Below are 9043 nucleotides of genomic sequence, written 5' to 3'. Positions count from 1 at the left end.
ATGTCATAGAAAAGAGCCACCACACAAAAACTGAGTGATAGCTCTTTCAATGGACTTTTTCAGTGGCCTCGTATTGCCAAAGTGGTTTTTCTCGTTGATAGGCGCGACTTGGACAGCCAGACAATCGCCGAGTTCAATAAGTTTGAAAAAGACTCAGTCGATACGACCGACCGGACAGAAAAGCTGGTCGCGCAGTTCAAGGACAAGACAAAACCATTTATTGTGACGACGATCCAGAAGATGGCGAACGCGATCCGCAATCCCCGCTATGCCAAAGTAATGGACCAATACCGCGACGAGCGGGTGGTCTTCATTATCGACGAATGTCACAGGAGCCAATTCGGTGAGATGCACACGATGATCAATCGCCACTTCAAGAAGGCGCAGTACTTCGGATTCACAGGAACGCCGCGGTTTGAAGAAAACAAAAGTCAGGACGGCCGTACTACCGCCGACCTGTTTGATAAGATGCTGCATTCTTATTTAATCAAAGATGCAATTCGAGATGGCAACGTTCTCGGTTTCTCCGTTGAACATATATCAACATTCAAAGGCGCCTATGACGAGTCAGACGAATCGCTCGCCGAGGCAATCAACACAGAGGAAGTCTGGATGGAAGAGGAGCGGATGAAGCTGGTCTCCCGTCATATCTTGGACATCCACGGCCGGAAAACGGCGGGCGGGAAGTACACAGCGATTTTTGCGGTCCAATCCATTCCCATGGCCGTGAAGTACTATGATCTAGTCAGGGGGGCGAATCAGGACGGGCTGAAGATCGCAGGAATCTTCACGTACAACGCGAATGAGGAATCGGAAGGTGCAGACGAACATTCCCGCGAGAGCCTTGACCGGATGATCCGTGACTACAATCAGCTGTTCGACACAAACTACTCGACAGAGACTTTCAGCAGCTATTTCACAGATGTCTCGAAGAAAGTAAAGTCCGCCCAGATTGATATTCTCATTGTCGTCAATATGTTCTTGACGGGTTTTGACGCGAAGACACTGAACACCCTCTATACCGACAAGAACTTAAAATATCACGACCTCATTCAGGCATACAGCCGAACGAACCGTGTTGAGAAAAAGTCCAAGCCTTACGGCAACATCGTCAACTACCGGAATCTGAAGAAGAGCACGGATGAGGCAATCAAACTGTTCTCGCAGACCGATACGGCTGATGACGTCCTAATGAAGCCATACGACTATTACGAGAAGAAGTTTGAGGCTGCTCTGACCGACCTGCTTCGAATTGTAAAGACACCGGAAGAAGTCGACCTCTTGGAAGGCGAAACGGAAAAGGCCGAGTTTATCTTGGCATTCCGTGACCTTACTCGAATCTTGGTGCGCCTCAAGACGTTCACAGAGTTCCGGTTCGACGTAGGGACGATCGGTCTTGATGAGCAGGAATACTTGGACTTCAAGAGCAAATACCTGAAGGTCGTCGATGAGGCACGCACTAAGAAAGAGAAGATCTCTATCCTACAGGACATCGACTTTGAGCTAGAGCTCATGCACTCGGACAAAATCAATGTCGACTATATCCTGAACCTGATCCGCAACATTGACCTTAAGGACAAAGACAACCTTCCGAAGGAAATCAAAAAAATCGAGGAAGAGATTGACCGGTCTGACAGCCCGGATCTTCGGAAGAAAATCGATCTCCTGAAAAGCTTCCTGAACCGGGTCGTTCCGGACCTTCCGCCGGATGCCTCGATTGATGACGAATACCATAAGCACGAGGAAGAAGAGCGGGAGAGGGAGATCGATGAATTTGCGGGAGAAGTCGAAATGCCTCCTGCTCAGATCAAGGATTACATTCGAGAGTACGAGTACAGCTATCTTCTACCGAAGTCAAAAATCAGCGACTCGGTGAAAGCCCCGTTCGTAAAAAAGCGGAAACTTGTCCACCGAATCATCGACTTTATCAGAGACAACACGGAGAAATACATGTGAGAGGCTGCGGCCTCTTATTTTTAAGGAGAGAACATCATGACCACATCAGAAAAACAACGTCAGCAGCAAGCGGAACTCCATAAAAAACTATGGGATATGGCGAACAGCCTCCGCGGTACGATGGAAGCCTATGAATTCAAGAACTACATCCTCGGTCTCATCTTCTACCGATATCTGTCAGAGAAAGTGGAAGCCCGTGCATCCAAACTGCTTGAGGAAGACGGCATCACCTATGCAGAGGCTTACGCAGATGAAGAGATCAGGGATGACCTGAAGGAAGAGCTGGTAGATCAAATCGGCTTCTTCATCCCACCGGAATACCTGTTCTCGACGATGGTTGCGGAAATCCTAAAAGGGGAAAACGGTAATTTTGATACCGAACTTCTTCGGAAGGCCGTTACAGCCGTTACTGAATCTACGCTTGGCAAGGAATCACAGGATGATTTCCAGCACCTGTTCGATGACATGGACCTCAGTTCGTCAAAACTCGGGCGTGATGTAAAAAGCCGCTCCAAACTGATCGGCAACATTATGGTGAACATCAGCGACATTCCATTCCTCCACGACGATGTGGAAATCGATGTGCTTGGAGATGCGTATGAATACCTGATCTCCCAGTTCGCGATGAATGCAGGAAAAAAAGCGGGGGAGTTCTATACGCCGCAGCAGGTCTCAAAAATTATCGCGAAAATCGTTACGGCGGGCAAAGAGCGGATCAAGAGTGTCTATGACCCTACATGCGGATCCGGATCGCTCCTTCTTCGTGTCGGCAGGGAAGCAGAAGTTTCCCGGTACTATGGACAGGAACTCACTTCGACGACGTATAACCTGGCACGGATGAACATGCTGCTGCATGACGTCTCCTACCAGCGCTTCGACATTCGGAATGCCGATACGCTCGAAGAACCGCAACACACTGATCTCCGATTTGAAGCAGTAGTGGCGAACCCGCCGTACTCAGCAAAGTGGAGCGCAGATCAGAAATTCCTAGACGACGAACGTTTCAGCGCCTATGGCAGGCTGGCACCTAAGTCGAAGGCCGACTTTGCATTCGTCCAGCACATGATCCACCAGCTGGACGATAACGGCACGATGGCGGTCGTCCTCCCCCACGGTGTCCTGTTCCGCGGTGCAGCGGAAGGCGTCATCCGAAAGTATCTGATTGAAGAGAAAAACTGCCTGGATGCCGTCATCGGTCTGCCGGCAAATATCTTCTTTGGCACTTCTATCCCGACGAGTATCCTCGTATTCAAGAAATGCCGGGAAGTAGATGACAACGTTCTCTTCATCGATGCCTCCAATGAGTTCGAAAAAGCGAAGGCGAAAAACAATCTGACCGATGAGCATGTGGACAAGATCGTCAATACCTACTTCAGCCGGGAAACAATCGACAAATACTCCTATGCTGCCACACTCGATGAAATCAGAGAGAATGACTACAACCTGAATATCTCGCGTTATGTTGATACTTTCGAGGAAGATGAACCTATCGACCTGCAAGAAGTCTCACAGAATCTGAAAGAGATCGACGCGGAAATTATGGAAATAGATAAAGAGTTAGAGAAGTACTTTGAGGAGTTGGGCATTTATGGGCAATCCGAAATTAAGATTTAATAACTGTTCGGAAGAATGGGTTCCGTGTGAGCTAGGGGAGATTAGTGATGTAACAAAGCTTGCTGGATTTGAATTTACTAAGTATATAAAATATAAAGACACTGGTTCGATAATTGCCTTAAGAGGTTTAAATGTAAAAGAAGGAAAACTAATTTTAGATGACGTTAAGTACATAGATGGAAGTGATTTTTCAAAGTTAGAAAGAAGCAAACTTTATAAAGGGGACCTCTTATTTACCTATGTTGGAACAATTGGTGAAGTAGCTATTGTTGATGAAGACGATAAATATTATTTAGCCCCCAATGTTTGCTTGATAAGGCCTTCTACTAAAGTAAACCCCTCATATTTATTCACCTACATGCAGAGAGATTTATTTAAAGAGAAAGTAATCATGCCTCTTGTCACTACTTCTTCCCAATCTTCATTAAGTATGGCTAACGTTAGGAAGTTTATGATTAAACTACCCGGTCGTAATGAACAGGATAAAATTGCAGAGTTCTACTCTAAAGTCGATCGTCGTATTGAGCTCCAGCAATCGAAGGTCAAGGCATTAAAAGAACAGAAGAAGGGCTTGCTGCAGAAAATCTTCAGCCGGGAACTGCGATTTAAAGATGAGAACGGGGAAGAGTATCCGGAATGGATTAATGCGAGGCTAAAGGAGATATCTAAACCAGTTAAAAGAACTCTGAAAGATTCCTCGAGGAAACCTCCTGTGTTGACTATTTCTGCTGGTAGAGGATTTTTAAATCAACAAGAACGTTTTAGTCAAGTTATTGCAGGATCTAGTTTAAGTAAATATACTTTGCTTAAGAAAGGGGAGCTATCGTATAACCGTGGTGCATCCAAGTTGTTTCCATATGGTTGTATCTATGTACAAAATGATTATGAAGAAGCTCTGGTGCCAAACGTATATAGAAGCTTCAAACTAAATAGGGATCACATCCCGGAATTCTTTAATCAATTGTTCTCAACAGGTTATGCAGATAGACAACTTAGACGATTCATTTCATCGTCTGCCAGACTTGATGGATTATTAAACGTCGATCAAGAGGATTTCTATTCATTGATCGTGCCAGTTCCATCACTACCTGAACAAAGGAAAATATCAGAGTTCCTTATGAAATTAGACGATTATATTGCAACAGAAAATGAAAAGCTCTCACATTTACAACTGCAAAAAAAAGGCCTCATGCAACAGATGTTCGTCTAAAGAGGTGATGAGTTGAAACTGCCAAGTTATGAAGACTTCATGTATCCGCTTTTGGAGTGGACTGGTGATGGGCAGGTACATTCTATGCAGGTTGCATACCGAGCCATGGCTGACCGGTTCGGATTGAACCAAGAGCAAAAGGAACATTTGACGGCGAGCGGCACACGCGTGGTGGATGGCAGGGTGAGTTGGGCCAGAACGTATTTATCAAAAGCAGGCTTGCTTGAGTCTGCCGGACGTGGAAAAGTCCGGATCACCGAACGGGGTCTTAGCCTGCTGAGAGAGGATTCAGTTAAGGGATTGGACAAGAAGTATTTGTTGCGTTATCCCGAGTTCCAAACATTTGTCGGTAAACCTGCCATAAAGAATGCAGACACACCAGTTGAGACTCCTGACCCAGATGAAAAAGAAGATGATCCAGTAGATGAACTCAAACAGCAATATCGTCTATTAAAGCAGAGTGTCATGGATGAGCTGTTGGAGCGGCTTCGTACAGGAACGCCTTCCTTCTTTGAGAAAGTGGTCGTTGATCTGATGGTGGCGATGGGGTATGGCGGTGATGTGGAAGAAGCCGCTGGTGTACTGGGACGTACCGGTGATGGCGGTGTCGATGGCGTCATCAAAGAGGATGTGTTGGGGCTGGATATGATTTACGTTCAGGCAAAGCGCTGGGAGAATTCGGTCATGCGGCCAGAGGTCCAGAAATTTGCCGGAAGCCTCGAAGGAAGGCGGGCTAAAAAGGGCGTGTTCATTACGACCTCGACATTTTCCAACGGTGCGCGCGAGTATGTCGACATGATTGAGAAAAAGATAGTTTTGATTGATGGAGAACAGCTCGTGGACTATATGTTCCGGTACGGCCTGGGCGTCAGCCACGCCGAGACATTTGTCGTCAAGCGTGTGGATGAGGACTATTTTGCAGGTAGCGAATAAATCATGAAAGAGGAACCTAATGGCTCGAAAAAAGAAAGATCAATTAACTAGCGGATTAACCGGACTGCTGCTTGCAGCCGGTGGCCTGACCTACATCAATACTCAATCCATTGAAGCGACAACGTTTGTTTTTTTCGGCGGTGCAATCGGTCTGATGCTGATCTTGTTTGCAATTGGCTTGATGAAACAGCGGAAGCTGAACGCATCCGGTATCCGACAGGTGGATGAGATGAGCGGCAAGGAGTTCGAGCAATTCCTGAAACTCCGTTATGAGGCTAGAGGCTATAAGGTTCGCATGACACCCTATCAGAATGATTTTGGTGCCGATCTTGTTATGACCCGGGATGGAAGAAGGATTGTCGTCCAGGCAAAGCGATGGAAACAGAATGTTGGCGTAAAGGCTGTACAAGAGGTTGTCGCAGCCAAAAGTCATTACAAGGCTGAAGATGCCTGGGTCGTCACGAACAGCCAGTTTACAAAAGCTGCAAAGGAGCTGGCATCGAGCAATGGTGTCCGACTTGTCGACCGGACGCAACTCATTCATATCCTCTTGGAAAAACAGGCTGCCTGAATTATATAGGGAAGTTTTAAGCTGATGCCAAATAACAGGTATCAACTTATTCTACTGGCACCGTCCAGACAAATGTTTCATAGCCTACAGAATGAAGAAAGGGGGAGGGCATCTGTCCGCTTCCGCATTTGTCCTGACGATGATTCCACTTTATTTGATGGCAGGAATCGGTTTCGTTGCAAGGAAGATGAATATTCTCAACGGCAATGCCAATCCCGTAATCACACAGCTAATGCTGTATGTCACGTTGCCGGCTTTGATTTTGTTTTCGCTAAACACGACATTCTCCATGGATCTATTAATGGAATTCACTTGGCTCGTCTCCATGTCGGTCTTTATCATGACAGTTTCAATGGTACTCGGTGCTTGGCTCAGGAAGCGGGCTGATCTTCCTGACGGGCAGAAAAGTGTGTTCGAGAGTCTGATTGTGTTCGGCAATCAGGGGTTCATCGGGTTTGCGGTAATCTATATGCTGATGGGAGAGCAGGGGGTGGTTTATCTGACCCTGTTCAACATCTTTTATCTGGTGCTGATCTGGTCCTATGGGATTTATCTGTTTGCCCGGCATGAAGCGTCCGTGAACTGGCGCATGCTGTTCCTGAATCCGGGCATCCTGGCTACACTGATTGGATTAATCATGCTGTTTCTCCCTTTCAGCTGGCCGGACATGATCGTGAGGACATTTGAGGATGTCGGGAAGATCACAGTTCCTCTATCGATGATCCTGATTGGCAGTCTGCTTGCAGACACGCGCATAGATGACTTTAAGCAGTACTGCAGCAATCTGTATATCTGGCTGGCATCCCTGATGAAATTGTTGATTCTACCGTTGACCCTGCTCATCTTTATCTTGTTCGGAGTCCCCGAAACACTGCTTCTTATTGCCGTGCTGACAGCCGCTATGCCAAGCGCCACCACCACTACGGTTTATGCACAAAAGTTCGGCGCTGACGCTGTTTTCGCATCCTATGGCGTCATTCATTCCACCATTCTTTGTTTGCTGACGATTCCATTACTGTACAGCTTTCTGCAATGGCTTATGACTTAATGGCTTTGAGAGTAGGATGCAAGTGTTGCTAGTGTAATCGAAAAGAGCCGGTGCCTAGATGGCGCCAGCTCTTGTATTAAAAGTAGGTCACTATCTTGCTGACTACATAAATAAACGCCCCGGCAATGCCGACCAAGTATAGGCTTCCAAGCAAGAAAAAAAGAAGGTCCACAAGGCGGGAGTGCCTCTGTCTGGATGTTATTCCGTGCATGGTGTTACATGCCTCCAGTTCAATCTAATGATGCTTATAGGACGAACCGCACTGAAGTGTGTTCCTGGTAAACGACTTTCGTCATCTACCAAAACCAAAAAAGTTTAAATAACAGAAGGCGAAAATGCCTTCTGTTTTCCTTTGGGAGGATAATTTCGAAAAAAACCGGTCTCTGTTTTGCTTACGTTAAAGAAGGGGATGATTGTATAGAGACGTGATGTTCGTACAGATGAGTAACCAGGGAGGTCGTTAGATGGGGGCTGTCTGGAGATTTTATCGCGATCAGTCATTTATGCTGAAGATGTCTGTCGGTTTTCTGCTCGGCATCGTGGTCGGGTTGATATTCGGCGAGTCGGCAGGCGTGCTGTCGCCGCTCGGGGAACTGCTGCTTCGGCTGTTGAATCTGATTGTGATTCCGCTTATTGTCTTTACGCTGATTGCAGCGGTTGAGCAGCTGAATCCGGCTAAGCTCGGAAGGATCGGCGGGAAGGTTTTTATCTTTTACTTCATTACAACAGGAATAGCGATCGTCTTCGGAATCCTTCTGGCACTTCTGATCAGACCGGGTGTAGGACTGACCCTCCCGGATGCGCAAGTGGATGTGCCTGAGCGTCCGTCCGTTATAGATACCCTGCTGGGAATTGTGCCAAACAACTTATTTTCTGCGCTGGTAAATGCAGACATCCTGGCGTTGATATTTATTTCTGTCGTTGTTGGTTTATCAATTTCTTCGATGGTTCACTCCAGTGAGGAGCGGATCAGCAAAATGGGACACTTCCTCAGTGATTTGACTGCCAGCCTGAGTGAAGTGACATTCCGGGTGCTGAACGGCATCCTTCAATATGCGCCAATCGGCATCTTCGCCATCGCGGCATCGGCAATCGGATCTCAGGGGCTTCAGACATTGATTTCTCTCGGGAAATTAACGGTAGTGATCTATGGAGGCATCGCGCTTCAATTTGTACTGGTCTATTTTATCATCATGAAGCTCTTTGGCGTCCGAATCGGTGAGTTCTTCAGAGATGTAAAGGATGCGGTGGGCACGGCGTTTATGACGTCATCCAGCTTGGGCACGCTTCCGGTCACCATGAAAGCGGCAAAGCGAGCCGGCATCAGTGATGATGTCGCCTCATTCTCCTTGCCGCTGGGAGCCACTGTCAATATGGACGGAGCGGCGATCCGGCTTGGTGCATCAGTCGTGTTTGCCGCAGACATCGTCGGGCTGGATCTTGGCTTCGCTGCGATTCTTGGAATTATCGTGACCGGCACGCTCGCTTCCGTCGGCACGGCGGGTGTTCCGGGTGCCGGTCTCATCGCCCTGTCCATCGTTCTCACGCAGGCGGGCTTACCCATAGAAGTTGTGGCACTTGTAGCCGGTATTGACGCGATACTGGGAATGGGCGCAACGGCGACGAATGTGACCGGGGACCTGGTAGGTGCTGCTGCCGTAGATAAAAGTGAAGAAAAGCGCATGGCAAAATTCGAAAAGTTCTAATTGAA

The 9043-nt window shown here is 47.4% G+C and carries 7 protein-coding genes; all 7 read left to right on the top strand.

The genetic code is table 11. The features are described from left to right. Nucleotides 1-30: 30 nt before the first annotated feature. The 7 genes from AC6CHQ_RS16055 to AC6CHQ_RS16025 all read left to right on the top strand — a co-directional run bounded on the left by AC6CHQ_RS16055 (nucleotide 31) and on the right by AC6CHQ_RS16025 (nucleotide 9038). A complete protein-coding gene (locus tag AC6CHQ_RS16055) occupies nucleotides 31-1956 on the top strand; it encodes a type I restriction endonuclease subunit R, EcoR124 family (RefSeq protein WP_498082059.1) in 1926 nt (641 codons plus the stop codon). 36 nt (nucleotides 1957-1992) lie between these two features. Continuing rightward, nucleotides 1993-3570, top strand: a complete 1578-nt coding sequence (locus AC6CHQ_RS16050) for a type I restriction-modification system subunit M (protein ID WP_498082058.1) — start codon at nucleotides 1993-1995, stop codon at nucleotides 3568-3570. After that, a complete protein-coding gene (locus tag AC6CHQ_RS16045) occupies nucleotides 3545-4780 on the top strand; it encodes a restriction endonuclease subunit S (protein ID WP_498082057.1) in 1236 nt (411 codons plus the stop codon). Before AC6CHQ_RS16050 ends, AC6CHQ_RS16045 begins: the two co-directional genes overlap by 26 nt. A gap of 12 nt (nucleotides 4781-4792) precedes the next feature. After that, nucleotides 4793-5713 (top strand): restriction endonuclease, encoded by a 921-nt coding sequence (locus AC6CHQ_RS16040; protein WP_498082056.1) that lies wholly within the window; start codon nucleotides 4793-4795, stop codon nucleotides 5711-5713. Between the two features lie 19 nt (nucleotides 5714-5732). Next, complete coding sequence (locus AC6CHQ_RS16035; RefSeq protein ID WP_498082055.1) at nucleotides 5733-6284, top strand: restriction endonuclease; 552 nt, start codon at nucleotides 5733-5735, stop codon at nucleotides 6282-6284. A 91-nt stretch (nucleotides 6285-6375) separates the two neighbouring features. Beyond that, entirely contained in the window at nucleotides 6376-7332 is a 957-nt protein-coding gene (locus AC6CHQ_RS16030; RefSeq protein WP_498082054.1) for an AEC family transporter, read from the top strand. 464 nt (nucleotides 7333-7796) lie between these two features. Then, nucleotides 7797-9038: a dicarboxylate/amino acid:cation symporter gene (locus tag AC6CHQ_RS16025; protein WP_498082053.1), complete on the top strand. Its 1242-nt coding sequence runs from the start codon at nucleotides 7797-7799 to the stop codon at nucleotides 9036-9038. Nucleotides 9039-9043 lie beyond the last annotated feature (5 nt).

Source organism: Bhargavaea sp. GQ12, from assembly GCF_059758705.1.
Note: the sequence above shows the minus strand (reverse complement) of the source record. Positions and strands in the feature narration are given on the sequence as shown.